The sequence below is a fragment of the Propionivibrio pelophilus DSM 12018 genome, from assembly GCF_059569095.1.
On record NZ_JCANUT010000063.1, the window covers coordinates 1 to 20752 of the forward strand.

Here is a 20752-nt window from a genome sequence, read left to right on the forward strand (position 1 = left end):
CGGCAAAGGGACTGATCCACCATTCAGATCGCGGCAGCCAGTACTGCGCCCACGCTTATCGAAAGCAACTGCAACAATTCGGCATGCAAGCTTCCATGAGCCGCAAGGGCAATTGTTGGGACAACGCGCCGATGGAGAGTTTCTGGGGTTCCCTGAAAAACGAGTTGGTGCATCACAGGCGCTTTACTACGCGCACACAGGCCCGGCAGGAAATCACCGAGTACATTGAAATCTTCTACAACCGAATTCGTAAGCAGGCGAGACTGGGCTATCTGTCGCCGGCACAATTCACCCAGCAATACCATGCAAAACAGATAGCCGCTTAACCCGTTGGACTCTACGGTTGACGACCTACCTCAGACCATCTCGATGGCGGCCTTGGTGCCGTCGGTGAAGGAGTTGTACATCTTCGGGTTGAAGTCGCCCTTGGCCACTTCCTCCGCGGTCCAGCCGAAGAAGCCCCACACCGTGTCCGGCGTCGAGTAGCGGTAGCGCGGCTCGAAGTTCATGCCCTTGCCGGCCGAGGTCAGCTCGAAGCCGCAGGCGCGCGCCCAGTCCACCAGTTCGCAGATGATCGCCGGCTGGTCGCCGTAGGCCATGCTGTAGACGAGGTTCTTGGCCTTGGCCTTGGCGGCGAGCAGCGGACCGCACATGCAGTCGGCTTCGACGTTGACCATGATCACGTGCTTGTTGCCGTCGATCGCCGCCAGCGCGTGGCGCACGCCGGCGATCGGGTGGCCGGTGGCCTCGACGATGCACTCGATCTCGTCGCATTCGGCCAGCGCGACGGCGCTGTCAAGCACGCAGGTCTGCCCGGTCTTCAGGGCGTCGCCGAGGCTCTTCGCGGCGTAGCGTTCTTCCGGCCAGCCGACGCGATTCAGCGAAGCACGCGCCTTCGAAACATCCAGATCGGCCACGCCGACGATATGCATGCCGGCGATGTGCTGCGCCTGGCTGAGGATCATCGAGCCGAACTTGCCGGCGCCGATCAGGCCGACCCGGACCGGCCGTCCGGCAGCGGCCCGCGCCGCCAGCATGGTGTAGAGATTCATTTGCCTTCCTTCCCAAGAATGATGTTCGGTGAACCGCGGACCGCGTTCAGCGCGGATCGCGTCGTCGGGGGAAGCCTTCGCCGGCCGGCAGCTTCTGGAAGGGGATTCTAGGAATTGCTTTTGTTCATGACAAAGGAGATTTCTGGGCGGATTGTTTAGCTTGGCTAAACGATTTGTGCCGTTCGGGAATTCGATATTGGCGTGTTCGTGTGGCTTGGCCGGGGAGGGGGGCAGATATTGCCGGTAAGCTGACATCGCCAAAAAACGGGTAGACTTCAGAGCCGGTCAGCGCAGCGATGGCGCAAACAAGCCACGCTCCATTCAACTTTGGATTCACCTGATGGATAGCAACGAGAAGAAAGAGCTCAGCGAGTCCGACATCAAGGCCAAGTTCATCACACCGGCCATCGTCAAGGCGGGCTGGGACGAGATGACACAGATTCGCCGCGAGGTGACATTGGCGCCGGGGCCGGTCATCGTCCGGGGTAACCTCTCTTCCCGCAACAAGAAGAAAAAGAAGTTCGCCGACTACGTGCTCCAAAGGGAAAAGGGCGTTCCGGTGGCGGTTGTCGAAGCCAAGGAGAACAACCACACCATCAGCCATGGTTTGCAGCAGGCCCTGGGCTATGCCGAAATCCTGGAAGTGCCCTGCGCCTTCAGTTCCAACGGCGACGGCTTTGCCAGCCACAACAAGGCGGCCACCGAAGGCGAAGACACCGAAACGGAATTCGGGCTGGATGCGTTTCCCTCGCCAGCGGAACTGTGGGAGCGCTACAAGCGTTTCAGAGGCATTACAGAAGATCAGGAATCACTCGTCACCGAGCCCTACCATGATGACGGAAGCAACAAGGAGCCCCGCTATTACCAGGCGGAAGCCGTCAACCGCGTGATTGAAAAAGTGGCCCAAGGTGAAAAGCGCCTGCTGCTGGTCATGGCTACCGGCACCGGCAAGACCTACACCACCTTCCAGATCATCTACCGCCTGTGGAAGGCCAAGAAGGCCAAGCGCATCCTGTTTCTGGTAGACCGCAATATCCTGGCGGACCAGACGCTGGTCAACGACTTCAAGCCCTTCGGCTCGGTCATGACCAAGATCCGCAATCGCAAGATCGACCCTTCTTACGAGGTCTATCTGGGCCTGTATCAGGCCCTCACCGGCCCCGATGAGGAAGACAAGATATTCAAGTCGGTCAAGCGCGATTTCTTTGATCTGATCGTGATTGACGAGTGTCACCGTGGCAGCGCCAACGATGATTCCGCGTGGAAGGAAATCCTTGAGTATTTCGACGGCGCCATCCAGCTGGGCATGACCGCCACGCCCAAGGAAACCAAATACGCCTCCAACATCACCTACTTTGGCGAACCGATCTACACCTACTCGCTGAAGCAGGGCATTCAGGACGGATTTCTCGCGCCCTACAAGGTGGTGCGGATCGACATCGACAAGGACATTCACGGCTGGACGCCCCCGCCCGGCATGAAGGACGACCTCGGCAACGAGATCGAGCAGCGCGAATACAACCAGATCGACATGGACCGCATCCTGGTGCTCAATCAACGCACCAAGCTCGTCGCCGAGCGCGTCATGAAGCTGCTCAACGCCACCGACCCGTTCCAGAAGACCATCATCTTCTGCGAAGACATCGACCACGCCGAGCGCATGCGCAAGGCCATCGTCAACGCAGCGGGCGCCCTGGCCAAGCAGAACAGCAAGTACGTGATGCGCATCACCGGAGACAGCATCGAGGGCAAGGCCGAGCTGGATAACTTCATCGACCCGGAAAGCAGATACCCCGTCATCGCCACCACCTCGGAATTGCTGACTACCGGCGTGGACGCCAAGACCTGCAAGCTCATCGTGCTCGACAAGACCATCAACTCGATGACCACGTTCAAGCAGATCGTCGGCCGTGGCACGCGCATCGAAGAGTCGCAGAACAAGTACTTCTTCACCATCATGGATTTCAAGAAAGCGACGGAGCTCTTCAAGGACCCGGATTTCGATGGCGAGCCCGTTGTCATCTACGAGCCCGAAGATGACGACGACCCCGTTCCTCCTGATCCCGAAGGGGATGGTGAAGAGGGCGAAGAGGGAAGCGAAGAAGGCACAGGCGTCAAGAAATACCATGTCGGCGGCGTCACGGTTCACATCGTCGCAGAGCGCGTCGAGGTGTACGGCGAAGACGGCAAGATGGTCACCGAAAGCTACCGCGACTACAGCCGCAAGAACATCCGCCAGGAATTCATTTCGCTGGACGACTTCCTGCAAAAGTGGAACGGCAGCAAGAAGAAGGCTGCCATCATTGAGGCGCTCGCCGAATACGGTATCGAACTGCCCAAGCTCGCCAAGGAAGTCGGCAAGGACTACGGCGATTTCGACCTTATCTGCCACATCGCCTTTGACCAGCCGCCGCTCACCCGAAGCGAGCGCGCCAACAACGTCAAGAAGCGCAACTACTTCACCCAATACGGGGACAAGGCGCGCGCCGTGCTGGAAGCCCTGCTCGACAAATACGCCGACGAAGGCATCGCCAGCATCGAGAACAACAACGTCCTCAAGCTCGACCCCTTCAAACAACTCGGCACCCCCGTCGAAATCATCAACGGCGTGTTCGGCGGCAAGGCCCAATACGAAGAAGCCTTGCAGGCCCTTGAAACCGAACTCTTCAAACAAGCAAGTTAAGGAGATACAGAATAATTTCAGGTTGTCATTCCGGCGAAAGCCGGAATCCAAGAAAATCAACGAACTGGACCCCGGCTTTCGCCGGGGTGACGGATAAATCAGCACTTCCTTGAGTTAACCAGAAAGCACCATGAGCAACGTCAGCGGCATCATCAAATCCATTCAGGACATCATGCGCAAGGATGTCGGCGTCGACGGCGACGCCCAGCGCATCAGCCAGCTCGTCTGGATGTTCTTCCTCAAGATCTACGATGATCGCGAAGCCGAAATCGAGGTGCTGGAAGACCACTACAAGTCGCCCCTGCCAGAGCACCTGCGCTGGCGCAACTGGGCGGCCGACCCCGAAGGCATGACGGGCGACGAACTCGGCGACTTCGTGAACCTCCAGCTCTTTCCCACGCTGAAGAACAAGCTCGCCGTCAGCGGCCCCACCGGCGAGCGCGGCAAGGTCATCCGCAATGTCTTCGAGGATGCCTACAACTACATGAAGTCCGGCACCCTCATGCGGCAGGTCATCAACAAGATCTGCGAGATCAATTTCAACAACACGCAAGACCGCCATACCTTCGGCAGCATCTACGAGCAGATCCTCAAAGACCTGCAAAGCGCCGGCAACGCAGGGGAGTTTTACACCCCCCGCGCCGTCACCCGGTTCATCGTCGACCGGGTCGACCCCAAACTTGCCGAGAGCGTGCTCGACCCCGCTTGCGGTACCGGTGGTTTTCTCGCCTGCACCATCGACCACAAGCGCGATCGATACGCAAAGAACGCGGCAGACGAAGCCGTGTTGGCCGCCAGCATCCACGGTGTCGAGAAAAAAGCGCTACCCCACATGCTGTGCACCACCAACATGATCCTGCACGGCATCGACACCCCGACGCAGATCGAGCACGACAACATGCTCAGCCGTCGCGCCTACACCGACTACGGCGAGGCCGACCGCGTCAACATCATCATCACCAACCCGCCCTTCGGCGGCATGGAAGAGGACGGCGTCGAAAACCAGTTCCCCGCGACCCTGCGCACCCGCGAAACCGCCGACCTGTTCATGGCGCTGGTCGTCCGCCTGCTCAAGAGCCACGGCCGCGCCGCCGTGGTCCTGCCCGACGGTTTCCTGTTTGGCGAAGGCATGAAGACCCGCCTGAAGGAAATGCTGCTTGAGCAATGCCATCTGCACACCGTCGTCCGCCTGCCCAATGGCGTGTTCAATCCCTACACCGGCATCAAGACCAACATCCTCTTCTTCACCAAGAAGCCCGAAGCCGAATGGCCGGCGACGAAGGAAGTCTGGTTCTACGAACACCCCTACCCCGAAGGCGTCACCAGCTACAACAAGACCCGCCCCATGCAGTTCGAGGAATTTGCCACCGAATGCGCCTGGTGGGGCGAGGAAGCCGACGGCTTCTCGGCCCGCGTGGAAACCCCGCAGGCCTGGAAAATCAGCCTCGAAGACATTGCCGCCCGCAACTACAACCTCGACATCAAGAACCCGCACGTCGGCGAGCAGGTCAGCCACGATCCGGAAGAACTGCTGGCGCAGTATCAGGCGCAACAGAAAGACATCCAGTCCCTGCGCGATCAGCTCAAGGGCATCCTCGCCGCCGCGCTGGAGCGCGACGCATGAGCCTGCTCGAAAAAAACGCCGTTCCGCCCGATCTGTACCTGCAGATCCACGGCATCCTGCATGCCGCCCGCCAGCAGAGCTACCGCGCCGTCAACACCGCCATGATCGAGGCCTACTGGCAGATCGGTCGCCGCATCGTCGAGCATGAGCAAGGCGGCGAGGCCCGCGCCGCCTATGGCCAGGGCGTGCTCGCCGCGCTGGCTGACCGCCTGACCCAGGATTTCGGAAAAGGCTTTACCAGCGCCAACCTGCGCAATTTTCGCCAGTTCTACCTCACCTTCAGCGACGAGCAGATTCGCTACGCACTGCGTAGCAATTTGACCTGGACCCACCTGCGCCAGCTCATGCGTATCGACAACCTCGACGCCCGCAACTGGTACATGAACGAAGCCAGCCAGCAAGGCTGGAGCGCCCGCGCCCTGGACCGCCAGATTGGCACCCTCTACTACGAGCGCCTGCTTTCCAGCCAGGACAAGGCCGCCCTCCGGGAGGAAGCCGGCAGCCTGATCGCCGCGCAAACCCTGGCCGATCCGCGCGACTTCATTCGCGACCCTTACATTCTTGAGTTCATCGGCGCGCAGCCCGGCGCCACCCTCTTCGAGACCGAGCTGGAAACCGGCCTCATCCAGCAGCTGCAAGCCTTCCTGCTGGAGCTAGGCAAGGGTTTCGCCTTTGTCGCCCGCCAGAAGCACCTGCGCGTCGAAAATGAAGACTGTTTCATCGATCTGGTCTTCTACAACTACCTGCTCAAATGCTTCGTGCTCATCGATCTCAAGATCGGCAAGCTTGCCCATCAGGATGTCGGCCAGATGGACATGTACGTGCGCGTATTCGAAGAGCAATACCGTGCCGAAGGCGACAACCCCACCCTGGGCCTGATCCTCTGCTCCGAGCGTAACGAAGCTGTCGCCAAATACTCGCTGCTCGCCGGCAGCCAGCAACTCTTCGCCAGCCGCTACCGCCCCTTCCTGCCCTCGGAGGTCGAACTGCAAGCCGAACTGCAACGCGACCGCGCCCTGCTCGAAAACCAGCGCGAGGCTCAGGCATGAACACCGTGCCGCCTGTGGAAACCCTCGTGACGGAACACCTCGATCTGTGGACCGCCGCCCTCAAACGCAAATCCACCGCTGGCCGAGGCTCGTCCAGCAAGGTCGAGCTGTACGGGATCAAAAAGCTGCGCGAGCTGATTCTGGAACTCGCCGTGCGCGGCTTGCTGGTGCCGCAGGACCCGAACGATGAGCCGGCGAGTGAACTGCTTAAGAAGATCGCCGCCGAGAAGGCGAAGCTGGTGAAAGAGGGCAGAATCAAGAAAGAAAAAGCGTCATCACCGATCACAGAAGCAGAAACGCCATTCGACATACCGCGAGGATGGGTGTGGGTTCGACTGTCAATGATGTGTGAACTGGAGAACGGCGACCGAAGTAAAAACTACCCAAACAAATCTCTGCTCGTAGATTCAGGCATTCCCTTTGTGAACGCAGGGCACCTGCAAAGTGGAAGAATTAATACATCGGAGATGACATTCATATCCGAGGAGCGGTTCAACCTACTCAGCGGAGGAAAGTTTTCGGACGGTGACATCCTTTTTTGTCTCCGAGGATCGCTTGGAAAATCCGCGATTGTCGAAGGATTTTCGAGAGGCGCCATTGCCTCATCTCTCGTCATTGTCAGATTGATTGGGGAGTCAGATAGGTTCTACTTTCATAACTTTTTTGATAGCCCTCTCTCTTACAGGCAGATTCAAAAGTATGACAATGGAACCGCACAACCCAATCTATCAGCAGCAGACCTTGGTAAGTTCCTAATTCCCTTGCCACCTCTCGCCGAACAACACCGCATTGTCGCCAAAGTCGACGAACTTATGGTGTTGTGCGACCAGCTTGAGCAACAAACCGACGCCAGCCTCGGCGCCCATCAAACGCTGGTGGAAACCTTGCTGGGTGCGCTGACCAGCGCCGCCGATCACGCGCAATTCGCCAGCGCCTGGCAGCGCATCGCCGGCCACTTCGACACGCTGTTCACGACCGAAGTGACCATCGACCAACTCAAGCAAACCATCCTGCAACTGGCAGTGATGGGCAAGCTCGTCCCTCAAGACCCGAACGACGAACCCGCCAGCGAACTGCTCAACAAGATCGCAGCCGACAAAGCGAGACTTGTTTCTGCGGGCTGGGTGAAAAGAGAAGGCCCATTACCTGCAGTAACAGATGAAGAAAAGCCATTTGAGCTGCCTTCTGGCTGGGCCTGCGAACGTATCGGCAATATTGTCTCCAAGCTTGGGTCTGGAAGTACCCCGCGTGGCGGCAAAGAGGTCTACGTCAGTGAAGGAATTCGGTTTCTCAGATCCCAAAATATCTGGAACAAAGGGATAAGTCTCGAAGATATTGCGTATATCAGCCGGGAAACACACGAGAAAATGGCTGGAACGAGAGTGGTTCCAGGGGATGTCTTGCTCAACATCACAGGAGCATCATTAGGCCGATCAGCAATCTTTCCAGACCAATTGGTTGAGGCCAATGTTAGTCAGCACGTGACCATAATCCGCCTTCTCCTTCCTGAGATGGCGAGGTTTGTGCATCTTGGCGTTATTTCCCCGATGATTCAAAGGCTGGTCTGGGGTCGGCAGGTAGGAATGGCGATTGAAGGGCTGAGCAAGAAAGTACTGGAAATGTTCGAGTTTCCAATTCCTCCGCTCGCAGAACAACACCGCATTGTCGCCAAAGTAGACGAGCTGCTGGCGCTCTGCGACCAGCTCAAATCCCGCCTCCGCGCTGCCCAAACCACCCAGCTCCACCTCGCCGACGCCCTCGTCGAGCGGGCCATCGGCTGAGTAGCCGGACATGACGCCGGCGCGGCACAAAATCTGGGGCGACGAAGACGAGCATTGCCGCTTACGACTTCGCGAACCTTGCCCGCTTTTTCCGGCGAGCGCGGACTTGCTCAAGCCCGGCACCTCACGGCGTACTCGCAGTGGTTGCCTCTATTCGTCAGGCAATCGCATGTTGTCAGTCATGGCTTGCATATTGGAAACAGATTTGCCTGTTTGCAAGTTATAACTTGTACAAATGGGCGTCCGGTAGGGGCAGCTCGTTGCCATGGTGACGATCAGGCCGAGGCGGAATATCCGCACCTGGCCGACCCCGGAATCCGGTGATGCGTCGCTGGATCCCGGCCTTCGCCGGGATGACGTGGCTGTCCTTGTGTTTCGGTGTGACTGGCTACTACCCGCCCGCGTCGAGTCCGAGCGCACCGATCTGCGCCTTCCACTCCAACTGTTCGGCGCGCAGCCAGTCGAGGAACAGGCTGACCTTGCTCTTGTGCAGGTGGTCGAGGGGGCAGACGATCCACTGCGTGGTCAGTTTGATCGGCGGTGGCTCTTTGACCGGGCAGACCAGCGCGCCGCTGCACAGTTCGCGCCACATCATCAGCGTGCTTTCCAGTGCCAGGCCCATGCCGTCTACGGCGGCATCGACCGACATGTGACTGCGGTCGAACAGCACGCGCCGCGATTCGTCAGCCGGGGGGACGCCGGCCAGCGCGAGCCATTGCGGCCACTGTACCTGCGACTTGAAGGAGTAGATCAGGCGGTGTTGGCGCACGTCATCAGCCGTCATGCTGCCTGCCGCGGCGTAACCCGGCGCACAGACCGGGAGGAACGATTCCTCGGCCAGCCCTTCGACGAACAGGCCCGGCCAGCGGCCCTCGCCGTGGCGGATTTCGATGTCGACGGCCTCGCGCGAGAAGTCGGTCGGCTCGTTGGTGCCATTCAGGCGCAACTCGATATCCGGGTTGGCGTCGAGAAAGCTGCCCAGGCGCGGGCGCAGCCACTTGGTGGCCAATGACGGGGTCGAGCGCACGATCAGCACCGAGCGCGAACGGAAGCCGCGGATGCGCTGGGTAGCCTCGGCGATCTGCTCGACGCCGCCGGAAATCATCTCGAAATAGCGCTCGCCGGCCTCGGTCAGCACCACGCCCCGTCCGGCCTTGGTCAGCAGGGTCGTTCCCAGGTGTTCTTCAAGATTCTGAATCTGCTGGCTGACCGCCGAGGTGGTGACGAACAGTTCGCTCGCCGCGCGGGTGAGGCTGCCGTTACGGGCGACCGCATGGAAGACGGCGATGGCTCTCAGCGGCAGCGACATGGTTTCAGTGTTTCGCCGCCTTCTCGCGCGCCTCGGTGACGGCTTGCTCCAGTGCGCGCGCATCCTCCGAGCCGGGCTCGACTTGCAGCAGCAGGCGTCCCCAGTAGTCGGCCACCGCGGCAAAATCGCCGCGCTCGTTGGCGGCGGCGCCGGCCATGAACAGTACCTGCGCCTCGTTCGGCGCCAGCGCCAGGGCACGGGCGATCAGTTCGCCGGGTTTGCCGGCGAAGGTGCCGCTGCGCTGTACAAGGACTTCCGCATAGTCGGCGAGCAGTGCCGGCTCGCTGTCGAGCGTGGGCCCGACACGGCCGTAGGCCTCTGCGGAATCGGCGTAGCGGCCGAGTACCTTGTACGAGCGGGCGAGCATGATCCAGCCCTGCGGATCATCCGGGTTGGCCTTGAGCCGGTCGACCAGCTTCTGCAGCATGCCCTCGATCTCCTGTGGGCCGACGCGGGCCTGCGTGGCAACCGGATCGAGTGCCTGCGGCGTGCCGAGCAGCGCGTAGCCGCCCGCCGCGAGGAGTGGCAGAGCGAAAAGCAGGAACAGCGCGGTACGCTTGCCGCTGGCCGCAGTCACGTTTACAGATTCGTCATTCCGGCGAACGCCGGAATCCAGGAGATTCGACGAACTGGACCCCGGCCTTTGCCGGGGTGACGAACTCATGGTCGCGGTTGCCTCGTTTTCCATTCCGGCCTCTTCGAGCAGGCGGCGTTGCAGTTCCAGCCGGGCCTGGGCGAAATCGTCGGTGCTCAGCGAACCTTCGTCGCGGCTGCGTTCAAGTTCGCGCAATTCGTCGCGCAGGATCGCGAGGTTGGCTTCGCGCTGGTTGACCCCGGCGGAGGTCGCGGGACGCCGGTGCAGCAGCGGGCGCAACACGATGAACAGCACGACGGCCAGCAGCAGGCCCGCGGCGAGGAGGAATCCGGTGGTGCCGTTCATGCCTTGTCTCCGTCATCGCCGAGAAGGCGGGCGGCTTCACGCGCTTCGGCCTCGCTCAGCGGCGTGTCAGCCAGTAGCCGGGCGCGCCGGCGCAGAAAAACGATCAGCCCGCCGATCCCGCCGACGAGCAGCAGGCCCGGCCCGAACCACAACAGCAGCGTGGTGCCTTTGAGTGGGGGCCGGTAGCGCACGAAGTCGCCGTAGCGGCTGACCATGAAGTCCATGATCTCGCCATCGCTCTTGCCGGCCTGGATCAGGCCACGTATCTCGCGGCGCAGGTCGTGCGCCAGTTCGGCGTTGGAGCCGGCCAGCGACTCGTTCTGGCAGACCAGGCAGCGCAGTTCGGAAGAAATGGCGACGAGGCGTTTCTCGGCCGCTTCGTCCTGCGCCAGCGGTGCGGCTTCCTTGGCGCTCAGGGGGAGAGAGAAAAAGAACGCCAACAGGATCCAGCCGAACTGAAACCCTTGCGGACCTTTGCCCCTTCGCGCCTTTGCGGTGGACGTTGAATTCGTCATTTCGAAAGCTCCGCAACCAGCGGCAGGATCTTGCCGGAGAGCACGTCGGGCGTGACCGGGCCGATGTGTTTCATGCGGATCACGCCGGCCTTGTCGATGACGTAGGTTTCCGGCACGCCGTAGACGCCGTAGTCGATGCCGACGCGGCCGTCGAGGTCGAGCACCGAGAGCGCGTACGGGTCGCCGTGGCGCTTGAGCCAGGCGCTGGCGCGCTCGACGGCCAGGGCTTTTTCCTCGTCGGCGGAGATCTTGTCCATGTCGAAGCTGCCGTCGCCGCGCACTTCCTTGTAGTTCAGGCCGACGAGGGTGATCGCCTTGTTCCTGGCGATCTCGACGAGGATCGGGTGCTCCTGTCGGCAGGAGACGCACCACGATGCCCAGACGTTGAGCAGCCAGACCTTGCCCTTCATTTCCTCGGGCGAGAAGGTTTGCTCCATGGCACCGAGCCGGGGCAGCGCGAAGGCCGGCGTCGGTTTGCCGACGAGCGGGGAGGGGACCTCGCGCGGGTTGAGGTTGAGCCCGACGGCGAGCAGGACGACGAGGACGATGAAGCCGATCAGCGGCCAGAGGAAACGGTTCATGCGCGGGCCTCCAGCGTGGCAGCAGATGCGGCTTCGCGCCGGACGACGCGGTAACGGCGGTCGCAGACGGCCAGCAGGCCACCGAGCGACATCAGCACGCAGCCGGCCCAGATCCAGTCGACGAAGGGTTTGAAATAGACGCGGACGACCCAGGCCCCGTCCGGGCGCGCCTTGTCGATCGGCTCCCCGAGCGAGACATACACGTCGCGGAAAACGCCGACATCGATCGCGGCCTCGGTCATCGGCATGCTCGAGGTCGGGTAGGCGCGTTTTTCCGGCAGCAACTTGCGCTCGCTGCGCCCGTTGCGGATCAGGTCGAGGTCACCGACCCGTGCCGTGTAGTTCGGTCCCTTTTCCTGGCGGATGCCGTTGAACTTGAAGGTGTAGCCGGCCAGCGTCACCGTGTCGCCGACCTCCATCTTCACGTCCTTTTCCTGCTGGTAGCCGTTGACGATGGCCACGCCGACGACGAACACGGCGACGCCGAGATGCGCCAGATGCATGCCGAGGAAACTGGCCGGCAGGCTGCCGCTCGTCGCCCGGACGCGCTGGACGATGTTGAGCACGCTGGTGACGACGATCCAGGCAGCGAGCAGCAGGCTCAGGGCCACCAGCGGCTTCCACTCGCCGAGGAAAAACGGCGCGGCGACGCCGACGACGGCGGCGCTGAGGAAGGCCCAGCGCAGCAGGCGGGCAAGCTCGGGCACGCTGGCCTGCTTCCAGCGGGCGAACGGCGCGACGCCGATCAGAAACAGGATGGGGAACATCAGCGGCGCGAACACCGCGTCGAAGTAGGGCGGCCCGACCGACAGCTTGCCGAGGCCGAGCGCGTCGATCAGCAACGGGTACAACGTGCCGAGCAGCACCGTACCGCAGGCGACGACGAGCAGCACGTTGTTGGTCAGCAGCAGCGACTCGCGCGAGACGAGTCCGAAGCGTCCGCCCAGCCCGACTTTCGGCGCGCGCCAGGCGAACAGCGCCAGCGAGCTGCCGATGACGATGACCAGGAAGGCGAGGATGAAGATGCCGCGCTTCGGGTCGGTGGCGAAGGCATGCACCGAGGTCAGCACGCCGGAACGCACGAGGAAGGTACCGAGCAGCGACAGCGAGAACGCCGAGATCGCCAGCAGCACCGTCCAGTTCTTGAAGCTGCCGCGTTTCTCGGTGACGGCCAGCGAGTGCACCAGCGCCGTGCCGACTAGCCAGGGCATGAACGAGGCGTTCTCCACCGGATCCCAGAACCACCAGCCGCCCCAGCCGAGTTCGTAGTACGCCCAGCCGGAGCCGAGGGCGATGCCAAGGGTGAGGAAGATCCACGCCGCGGTGGTCCACGGTCGCGACCAGCGCGCCCAGGCGGTATCGAGCTGGCCGGAGATCAGCGCGGCGACGGCGAAGGCGAAGGCCACCGAGAAGCCGACGTAGCCCATGTATAGCATCGGCGGGTGGATGATCAGGCCGGGGTCCTGCAGCAGCGGGTTGAGGTCGCGCCCTTCCTCGGCGCCCGGCAAGATGCGCGTGAAAGGATTGGAGGTAAGCAGGATGAACAGCAGGAAACCGGCGGTGACGAGACCCAGCACGGCGAGCACGCGGGCGACCATGACGTCGGGCAGCGCCCGGGAAAACGCCGCGACGGCCAGCGACCACAGCCCGAGCATTACCACCCAGAGCAGCAGTGAGCCTTCGTGTCCGCCCCAGACGGCGGCGATCCGGTACGGCAGCGGCAGTTGGGTGTTGGAATGGTGCGCGACGTAGAGCACCGAAAAGTCGTTCTGCACGAAGGCGATGGTCAGGCAGACGAAGGCGACCAGCAGCGCCAGGTTCAGCGCGCCGGATGCCGGACGGGCAAAGGCGATCCAGCCGGCGTTACGGTTGTGCGCGCCGACGAGCGGCAGGATGCTCTGCGCGAGGGCGACGCAGAGGGCGAGAATCAGGGCGAAATGGCCGAGTTCGGGAATCATCGTGGGGTTCGCTCCTCGCGCGGGTTGATCTACGGGCTGACCGTCGTTTCCTGGGCCTTCTTCAGCAGCGCCCGCGCATGCGCCTCGCCAACCGCCTGCGCGGCCTCCGGCGGCATGTAGTTTTCGTCGTGCTTGGCCAGCACCTCGCTGGCCACGAAGATGCCGTCATCACCGATCTTGCCTTGGGCGACGGCGCCTTTTCCTTCCTTGAACAGGTCGGGGAGGATGCCCTGATAGCGCACGGCGATGTCCTGTTCGGTGTCGGTGACGACGAAGCTCAGCGTGACGCCATCGGCTTCGCGCCGGATCGAGCCTTCCTTGACCATGCCGCCGATGCGGAAGGCTTTTCCTTTCGGCGCTTCGCCGGCGGCGACCTGCGTCGGCGAGAAGAAGAAGACGAGGTTGCTGCGGAACGCATTGAGCACCAGCGCGGCAACGGCGCCGAGGATGACGAGTCCGGCGAGGATCAGCAGCAGGCGTTTGTGACGGGTCTTCAAAGGTTGTCCTCGCGGGATGGATGTTGGCGATCGAGCTTCTCGGCGCGGTACTGGCGTTTCAGGCGGGCGATCAGGTTCTTCCGACTGCGCGCGAGCAGGATCGGTTCCAGGATCATCAGCGCCGCCATGACGACGAACGACCCCCAGACGTAGAGGCCGTGCTTGCCCATGGCCAGAAAGTCGGCCAGGCTGTTCCAGTAGATCATGGCGCCTCCCCGGCCAGTTCGTCGCGCACCCACTGCGTGTCTTTTTCGCGTTCGAGCATGATCCGGCGCACGCGCATCAGCGCGACAGCGATGGCGTACATCCAGCAGGCCAGCGCGCAGAGCAGCATGCCCCAGAGCATGGTTGTGGCCATCGACGACTTGGCGAGATTGACCGACGAGCCCTGGTGCAGGGTGTTCCACCATTTCACCGAAAAGTAGATGATCGGAACGTTGACCACGCCGACCAGCGCGAGGATCGCCCCGGCCTTGTCGGCCCGGCGCGGATCGTCGATGGCCGACTGCAGGGCGATGAAGCCGACGTAGAGGAAGAGCAGGATCAGCTCGGAGGTCAGGCGCGCGTCCCACACCCACCACGTGCCCCACATCGGCTTGCCCCACAGCGCGCCGGTCCACAGCGAGAGAAAGGCGAACATCGCCCCGGTCGGCGCCAGCGCCTGCGCCATCATCCCCGACAAGCGGAAGTTGAAGGCCAGGCCGAGCCCGGCCCAGAAAGCCATCACCACGTAGATGAACATCGACATCCACGACGCCGGCACGTGCAGGAAGATGATCCGGTAGCCCTCGCCCTGCTGCGCGTCGGTCGGCGCGACGAGGAAGCCGACGTAGAGGCCGGCGATGCCGAACAGCGCGGCCAGCGCCCAGAACCAGGGAATCATTTTGCCGGCGAGCGGATAGAAGGCCTGCGGGCTGGCGAAGCGGTACCAGTTGAACAGTCGGTCACTCATTGCGTCATTCCAGGGCGATCCGTAAGGCGGCCGCGGACGGCCACGGGGAGAAGAACACGCCGGCCAGCGCCAGCGCCGCCAGCAGGGACAGGTGCGCCTGCGCGCCGGTTCCCGTCAGCGTCGCGTCGACGGCGCCGGCGCCGAATATTAGCACTGGAATATATAGTGGCAGGATCAGCAGCGAGACGAGCACACCGCTGCCGCGCACGCCGAGCGTCAGCGCCGCACCGATGGCGCCGATGCCCGACAGCGCCGGCGTGCCGATCAGCAAAGAGACGGTGAGGATGGCCAGCGCCTCGCCGGAGAGGTCGAACTGGATGCCCAGCACCGGCGCCAGCAGGGTCAGCGGCAGGCCGGAGATCAGCCAGTGGGCGACGACCTTGCCGAGCACGATCAGACCGAGCGGCTGCGGCGCCAGCGCCAGCTGCTCGAGCGTGCCGTCGCGGTAGTCGTCGGCGAACAGGCGCGGCAGCGAGAGCATCGTCGCCAAGAGGGCCGCGACCCACAGCACGCCGGGGGCCAGCTTGCGCAACTGGGCCGGCTCCGGGCCGATGCCGAGCGGGAACAGGCTGGCGACGATGATGAAGAAGAAGAGCACCGAGGCGATATCCGACCGCCGCCGCAGCGCCAGCCGCAGGTCGCGCACGATGACGGCGAGGATCGGCGTCAGCATGCCGCCATCTCGCGAGTAAGTACCAACTTCCGCACCGTGCCGGCGGCGATTTCGACCGGCTGGTGGGTGGTCAGTACGGCCAGCCCGCCACGCTGCAGATGCGCGCCGATCAGTCCGGCGACGAGGTCGACTGCGGCGACGTCGAGCGCCACGAACGGTTCGTCGAGCAGCCACAGCGGGCGCCGCTCGTTGACCAGCCGGGCCAGCGCCACGCGCCGCTTCTGCCCCTGCGACAGGTAGCGGCAGGCGAGATCCTCGCGTCCGGCCAGCCCGAGCGTTTCAAGCGCGTCGAGCGCTTGCGCCTCGTCCAGCGGCTCGTCGGCGAGCACGGCGGCCGTCAGCAAGTTTTCCAGCGGCGTCAGATCTTCCTTGATCGCGTTGTGATGGCCGAGGAAGCACAGTTCCCGCCGGTAGTCCTCGCCGAGCTTGCCGATCGGCTGCCCGCGCCAGCGGATCTCCCCGGCGGCGGGCGGCAGCAGGCCGCACAGCATGCGCAGCAGGCTGGTCTTGCCCGAGCCGTTGTGCCCGCGCAGATAGAGCAGCTCGCCCACGTCGAGACGAAACCCGAGCCCGGCGAACAGGCGGCGCTCGCCGCGCTGGCATTCGAGGTTGGAGGTTTCGAGCATGAACGGTCGGGTAGCGATGAAATAGATGGATTGTGCAGGCGCGAGTGTAGCCGCGGATTGACCTGCGTCAAAGAAATCGAAAGAAGTCACGATGGCAGCGCTAAGATGCGTGCCGGGAAACTCTGCGGGAGGCGCGGGTGTTTCGTTGGGTAGCTCTGAGGCAGCTTTCTCGGCGCTCGCCGTCGGTCAGCGCGGTGCTTTCGCTTGCCGGGGTGATGGTTCTGGCGACGGTGCTGTCGGTCGCCGGTTTGCTGATCGAGCTGCGGGAAGAGGAACTCGTGCACGCTCGTGGCGAGGTTGCGACGCTCGCCCGGGTCTTGTCGGAACAGACCGCGCGCACGTTCGACGGGGTGTCGATGGCCTTGCGCGGCATCAAGGAGCGCCTGTCGGATGATCTCGGTGTGCGCCTCGATCTCGACAGCGCGCCGGTTAGTTTCATCCTCCAGGGGCGCAGTTCCGGCTTGCCGCATGTGAAGTCGATCTTCGTGGCCGACAGCAACGGGCGCGGCGTCAATTCGTCGCGGACGGATTTCATTCCGCGTCTCGACGTGAGCCAGCGGTCGTTTTTCCGCTATTTCGCCGACGGCGGGGAGAACACGCTGTTCGTCAGTCATCCGGAAGTCGCCCGGGTCGACGGTCAGTGGACCTTCTACGCAAGCACCCGCCTGGCGCATCCGGATGGACGTTTTCGCGGTGTCCTCGTCGCCGCCATCAACATCGGCTATTTCGAGTCCATCTTCGAGGACGTCAGGCTCGACTTCGTCAGCCGGATCCAGTTGCTGAATCTGGACGGTGCGTTGATGGCGGGAAAACCGAACGACGGGCTCGAACTCGGCAAGACACCCGACAGGGCGGCGGCGGTCACTGATCTGCATGCCATGGCGCCGGGCAGTCTCGTCGAGGCCCGCGAGCAGTTCGCTGACGGCGTGCGTCTCGTCGCTTACCGCCGGGCGGGGGATTTTCCGCTGGCGATGCGGGTCGCCATCGACGAACACGAAGCGCTGACGCCGTGGCGGCGGCTCGTGCGGCCCATCGTCAGCGGCGTCGCGGTGGTGCTCTTCTTCGTTCTGGCAACGGCTTTTCTGTTGGCGCGGAACCTGGCGCGCAAGGACGCTCTGGAGGCGGAGCATCTGACCGAGCGCCGCCGTGCGGAAGACGAGTTGCGCGAAAGCAACCGCCAGCTTCAGTCGCTTTCGGCCAGCCTGCAGAACTATCGCGAGGAGGAACGCACGCGCATTGCCCGAGAACTGCACGACGAGCTCGGCCAGCTCTTGACCGGCATCCGCATGGAAGTATCGTGGCTCGGCAGCCGGCTGCTGCCGGAGCAGAGCACGTTGTCCAACAAGGTCACGACGGTGAAGGGACAAATCGACCGGACGATCGCCACGGTGCGGCGGATATCCTCGGAACTGCGGCCGTTGGTACTCGATGACCTCGGTTTGTCGGCGGCCGCCTCGTGGTACGTCGACCAGTTCGCGGCACGCACCGGGCTGGCGGTCGACCTGACCTTGCCCGACGTCGATCCGGAACGCGGTGATGCGGTGGCGACGGCGCTGTTCCGCGTCCTGCAGGAGTCGCTGACCAACGTGGCACGGCACGCGCAGGCCGGAAAGGTCACCGTCCGCCTGACGTTCGAGAACGGAGTCTGGTCGTTGAGCGTCCAGGACGATGGCGTCGGCTTCGTTCCCAACCCCGGCAAGCGCGGCGACATCGGCCTCGTCGGAATGCGCGAGCGGGCGCAGAATCTCGGCGGGCGCTTCGCGCTGACCTCGGCGCCGGGCCAGGGAACGCGGATCGAGGTCGTCATCCCGGCAAGTCAGATTGATGAGGAGCAAGCGTGGAAAAAATAGCCGTGCTGCTCGCGGACGATCACGCGATCATCCGCGACGGCCTGAAGCAGATTCTGGCCGACACCGACGATCTTGTCGTCGCCGGCGAGGCCGCCAACGGGCAGGAAGTGATGCAGAAGGTGCGTGAACGCGAATGGGGTGTGCTGTTGCTCGACATTTCCATGCCGGGGCGCAACGGGCTGGAACTGCTGCACATGATCAAGGAGGAACGGCCGGAATTGCCGGTCCTCGTCCTCAGCATGCACAACGAGGAGCAGTACGCCGTGCGCGCGATCAAGGCCGGCGCACACGGCTACCTGACCAAAGAGAGCGACAGCGAGCTGCTGGTGACGGCGATCCGGCGCGTGGCCAAGGGGGGCGTGTTCATCAGCGACAAGGTGGCGGAACTGATGGTGCGCGGCCTCCGTCCGGGCGACAAGCCGCTGCCGCACAATCTGTTGTCCGACCGCGAGTACCAGGTGTTCAACATGCTGGTGATGGGGCGCGGTCTTTCCGAGATCGGCGCCGAACTGTCCCTCAGCGTCAAGACCATCAGCACGCACAAGACGCGCATCCTGCAAAAGATGAATCTCGCCAACACGGCGGAACTGGTGCGTTACGCCGTCGCACACGGGCTCGCCGATCCCGAGGCCTTCTGAGCGCCGTTTCGGACACTCGCGCGTAGATTTTGTAGGAATTTCCCTACAGTCAAATTAATCCCCTTCCGATGTCAGGGGGATTGGCCTTTCTCTACACTTTTCGACATCGCCGGCTACCGTTCGCCATCGCGGATTCGCACACATTGACTGGCGTAATTCGATATCGACAAAGCGAGGTCAGACATGAAGAGAAAAAATCTGTGGGTCCAGCTTGCCGCGCTCGGTGCGCTTGGCGCATTGGGCAGCATGGCGGTGCAGGCCGCCGATCCGGCGAAGATCAACTGGAACAAGATCCCGGCGGTCAAGGTCGGGCTGTTCTACCCCGGCCAATCGTCGCACGAGTGGCTGCTCAGCAAGGACCATGACGGGGCCAGCAAGGTCAAGCGGGGCGATTCCTGCGTGTCGTGCCACGACGAGAAGGATGCCGAGAAGGAGCTGGGCGAGAAGCTGGTCAAGGCCGGTCCGCTTGAACCGATGCCGGTTGCGGGCAAGGACGGTTACAAGGACCTCAAGGTGCAGGCGGCCTACGATAGCAAGAACGTCTACCTGCGCTTTCAGTGGCAGACGCTGAACGCGTATCCCGGAACCGAACACCAATACCTGCGCTTCGACGGCAAGGAGTGGAAGGTCTGGGGCTTCCCGAAACTGGACAAGATCGTTCAGGACCGGCACATGCAGGGCATCTACGAGGACCGCATGTCAGTGATGCTCGACGATGGCAAGGTTCCCGGTTTCGACAAGCAGGGGTGCTGGCTGACCTGCCACAACGGCGAGCGCGATATGCCGAAGCTGGCCACCAAGAGTGAAGTCGCGGCCAATGCGTTGATGAAGGCCATTAAACGCAATGATGTGCGGAAATACCTGCCCTCGACACGCACCGATCCGAATGACTGGAAGACCGGCAAATCGATCGACGAGATCAACAGGCTCAAGGCGGCCGGCGAGTTTGTCGAATTGTGGCAGTGGCGGGCGCACCGCAGCTATCCTGTCGGCATGGCTGACGACGGCTACGTGCTCGAGTGGCGGAACAGCGACGCGGGCGCCAACATGTTCGCCGGCAACGCCGACGCCAAGACCCATGCGCCGAAGTTCATGTGGGACGAGAAGAAGGTCGGCTACAAGTCGATTACCGTCGGCGATCTGCGCAAGGGCGACCATTTCCTGATCCCAGAGAAGAACGCGGTGCCGTTCGATCCGAACGCCGGCTGGAAGGAAGGCGACATGATTCCCGACTACGTCGTCTCGCGGGAAAGGGCCAAAGGTTCGGCGGCGGACAATAACGCCATCGCCGATTGGAAGGACGGCGTGTGGACGGTGGTGATGATCCGCCCGCTGGGCCTGACCAACGCCGACGACAAGACGCTGAAGGAAGGCGGGGTTTATAACGTTGGCTTCGCGGTACACGACGACAACATCACCACGCGGGGGCACCATGTGTCGTTCAACAAGACGTTGGGGCTTGGCGTGAAGAAAGGCACCAATGTCGATATCAACGCCGTGAAGTTGCCGTGATTGCCTGTGACCGCTATCCGATCGGCAATCGGGTAGCGGTCCAGGGATTAGACGTTCCCGTTGCTGACTCGGTGCGGCAGGTGAAGGCGGGAAGGTGATGCGCAGATTTTTCCAGAGGGTATGCATGCCGAAAAAACTCTTTCGGGCTGCCGGTGCCGGCCTGCTCACCCTTGTGCTTTGTCTGTTCCCCGCCCTGGTTTCCGCCCAAGGCACCGACCCCACCCCCGAGCAACAGGAAAAAATCCGCCAGGCCAACGCCGAATGTTTTTCCTGCCACTCGCAGGACGGTTTCAAGGCCCCGCCGAAGGAAGGACTCGACCTCGGCAAGCTGCGCGGCCTGCTGCAGCACCCCGACGTCTTCGGCCAGTCCGACCACCGCCGCCTCGCCTGCACCAAATGCCACAACGAAGGCTACGACGAACACCCGCACGCCGACGACGCGCGTGACATGACCAGTACCTGCACCGACTGCCACAGCAAGAAAGCCAAGGTCATCGAACCCCAGTTCGAAA

Annotated in this window: 20 protein-coding genes; 9 read left to right on the top strand and 11 right to left on the bottom strand. The window is 62.6% G+C overall.

Annotated features, from left to right (window positions below):
• The coding region (locus tag BO74_RS18095) for an IS3 family transposase (protein ID WP_496444314.1) at positions 1-326 on the top strand (326 nt) is incomplete at its 5' end.
• A gap of 30 nt (positions 327-356) precedes the next feature.
• Here the strand turns inward: BO74_RS18095 and BO74_RS18100 are convergent.
• A complete protein-coding gene (locus BO74_RS18100) occupies positions 357-1052 on the bottom strand; it encodes a hypothetical protein (RefSeq protein ID WP_496444316.1) in 696 nt (231 codons plus the stop codon).
• 340 nt (positions 1053-1392) lie between these two features.
• Here BO74_RS18100 and hsdR point away from each other — a divergent pair, with 340 nt between their 5' ends.
• The 4 genes from hsdR to BO74_RS18120 all read left to right on the top strand — a co-directional run bounded on the left by hsdR (position 1393) and on the right by BO74_RS18120 (position 8189).
• On the top strand, positions 1393-3735 hold the full coding sequence (hsdR, locus tag BO74_RS18105) for an EcoAI/FtnUII family type I restriction enzme subunit R (RefSeq protein WP_496444318.1): 2343 nt from the start codon (positions 1393-1395) through the stop codon (positions 3733-3735).
• A gap of 130 nt (positions 3736-3865) precedes the next feature.
• Positions 3866-5359 (top strand): type I restriction-modification system subunit M, encoded by a 1494-nt coding sequence (locus BO74_RS18110; protein ID WP_496444320.1) that lies wholly within the window; start codon positions 3866-3868, stop codon positions 5357-5359.
• A complete protein-coding gene (locus BO74_RS18115) occupies positions 5356-6408 on the top strand; it encodes a PDDEXK nuclease domain-containing protein (RefSeq protein ID WP_496444322.1) in 1053 nt (350 codons plus the stop codon). The genes BO74_RS18110 and BO74_RS18115 overlap by 4 nt, the downstream gene beginning before the upstream one ends.
• Positions 6405-8189, top strand: a complete 1785-nt coding sequence (locus BO74_RS18120; protein WP_496444324.1) for a restriction endonuclease subunit S — start codon at positions 6405-6407, stop codon at positions 8187-8189. The genes BO74_RS18115 and BO74_RS18120 overlap by 4 nt, the downstream gene beginning before the upstream one ends.
• 391 nt (positions 8190-8580) lie before the next feature.
• Here the strand turns inward: BO74_RS18120 and BO74_RS18125 are convergent, their stop codons facing one another.
• From BO74_RS18125 to ccmA, 10 genes are read right to left on the bottom strand one after another with little or no spacing between them, the layout of a single operon-like run.
• Positions 8581-9498: a LysR substrate-binding domain-containing protein gene (locus BO74_RS18125; protein WP_496444326.1), complete on the bottom strand. Its 918-nt coding sequence runs from the start codon at positions 9496-9498 to the stop codon at positions 8581-8583.
• Between the two features lie 4 nt (positions 9499-9502).
• On the bottom strand, positions 9503-10438 hold the full coding sequence (gene ccmI, locus BO74_RS18130; RefSeq protein WP_496444328.1) for a c-type cytochrome biogenesis protein CcmI: 936 nt from the start codon (positions 10436-10438) through the stop codon (positions 9503-9505).
• The gene (locus BO74_RS18135; RefSeq protein WP_496444330.1) at positions 10435-10953 is read right to left on the bottom strand and encodes a cytochrome c-type biogenesis protein; all 519 of its coding nucleotides are present in this window, start codon (positions 10951-10953) and stop codon (positions 10435-10437) included. The genes ccmI and BO74_RS18135 overlap by 4 nt, the downstream gene beginning before the upstream one ends.
• Positions 10950-11534, bottom strand: coding sequence for a DsbE family thiol:disulfide interchange protein (locus BO74_RS18140; protein WP_496444332.1), 585 nt, complete (start codon positions 11532-11534; stop codon positions 10950-10952). The genes BO74_RS18135 and BO74_RS18140 overlap by 4 nt, the downstream gene beginning before the upstream one ends.
• Positions 11531-13492 (bottom strand): heme lyase CcmF/NrfE family subunit, encoded by a 1962-nt coding sequence (locus tag BO74_RS18145; RefSeq protein ID WP_496444334.1) that lies wholly within the window; start codon positions 13490-13492, stop codon positions 11531-11533. The genes BO74_RS18140 and BO74_RS18145 overlap by 4 nt, the downstream gene beginning before the upstream one ends.
• A gap of 29 nt (positions 13493-13521) precedes the next feature.
• Complete coding sequence (gene ccmE, locus BO74_RS18150; RefSeq protein ID WP_496444336.1) at positions 13522-13989, bottom strand: cytochrome c maturation protein CcmE; 468 nt, start codon at positions 13987-13989, stop codon at positions 13522-13524.
• Positions 13986-14195 carry a heme exporter protein CcmD gene (gene ccmD, locus BO74_RS18155; protein ID WP_496444338.1) on the bottom strand — a complete coding sequence of 70 codons (210 nt, stop codon included), beginning with the start codon at positions 14193-14195 and terminating at the stop codon, positions 13986-13988. Before ccmD ends, ccmE begins: the two co-directional genes overlap by 4 nt.
• Positions 14192-14941 carry a heme ABC transporter permease CcmC gene (gene ccmC / locus BO74_RS18160; protein WP_496444340.1) on the bottom strand — a complete coding sequence of 250 codons (750 nt, stop codon included), beginning with the start codon at positions 14939-14941 and terminating at the stop codon, positions 14192-14194. The genes ccmD and ccmC overlap by 4 nt, the downstream gene beginning before the upstream one ends.
• A gap of 4 nt (positions 14942-14945) precedes the next feature.
• Complete coding sequence (gene ccmB, locus BO74_RS18165) at positions 14946-15614, bottom strand: heme exporter protein CcmB (protein ID WP_496444342.1); 669 nt, start codon at positions 15612-15614, stop codon at positions 14946-14948.
• Positions 15608-16240 (bottom strand): cytochrome c biogenesis heme-transporting ATPase CcmA, encoded by a 633-nt coding sequence (gene ccmA / locus BO74_RS18170; RefSeq protein ID WP_496444344.1) that lies wholly within the window; start codon positions 16238-16240, stop codon positions 15608-15610. The genes ccmB and ccmA overlap by 7 nt, the downstream gene beginning before the upstream one ends.
• A 137-nt stretch (positions 16241-16377) precedes the next feature.
• On the opposite strand from ccmA, the gene BO74_RS18175 reads away from it, so the two are divergent.
• The 4 genes from BO74_RS18175 to BO74_RS18190 form a co-directional block, all read left to right on the top strand.
• On the top strand, positions 16378-18090 hold the full coding sequence (locus BO74_RS18175) for a cache domain-containing sensor histidine kinase (RefSeq protein WP_496444346.1): 1713 nt from the start codon (positions 16378-16380) through the stop codon (positions 18088-18090).
• Positions 18078-18728 carry a response regulator gene (locus BO74_RS18180; RefSeq protein ID WP_496444348.1) on the top strand — a complete coding sequence of 217 codons (651 nt, stop codon included), beginning with the start codon at positions 18078-18080 and terminating at the stop codon, positions 18726-18728. Before BO74_RS18175 ends, BO74_RS18180 begins: the two co-directional genes overlap by 13 nt.
• Positions 18729-18911: 183 nt before the next feature.
• Positions 18912-20240 carry an ethylbenzene dehydrogenase-related protein gene (locus tag BO74_RS18185; RefSeq protein ID WP_496444350.1) on the top strand — a complete coding sequence of 443 codons (1329 nt, stop codon included), beginning with the start codon at positions 18912-18914 and terminating at the stop codon, positions 20238-20240.
• 124 nt (positions 20241-20364) lie between these two features.
• Positions 20365-20752: hypothetical protein (locus tag BO74_RS18190; RefSeq protein WP_496444352.1), on the top strand; the 388-nt coding region annotated here is incomplete at its 3' end.